Raw genomic sequence first — 298 nt, forward strand, 5'->3', positions numbered from 1 at the left:
GTGGATGTGTAACTGTTCCTGTTAAACCGATAAACTCGTTACGATCAGTAGTGGTACTGGTTGGTATTTCGGATGCTGATAAAAATGCCACTTGTTGAGATTTTTCGAGGTGATAGGGATTTTGAATAAAATGTGCACCACGTTTGGAATCATAAAAGGGAAGAAGAAAAGGTGCATATTTTGTTCGGATATTGCCTAAGACCCATTCAACATAATTATAAAGGCGTAAGCTTCGTGATTTTTTCCCTTCATTTTTGAGGATAAGACGTGAAAGGCGAATAGGTTTTTTTTGATCGAG

1 protein-coding gene is annotated in these 298 nt (G+C 37.6%); it reads right to left on the bottom strand.

Annotated features, from left to right (window positions below; genetic code table 11):
- On the bottom strand, window positions 1–298 hold a 298-nt coding region (locus tag ACFINO_RS10360), incomplete at both ends, for a hypothetical protein (protein ID WP_375655745.1).

Source organism: Bartonella sp. AA83SXKL, assembly GCF_042196965.1.
In the GTDB taxonomy this organism is placed as follows: domain Bacteria; phylum Pseudomonadota; class Alphaproteobacteria; order Rhizobiales; family Rhizobiaceae; genus Bartonella.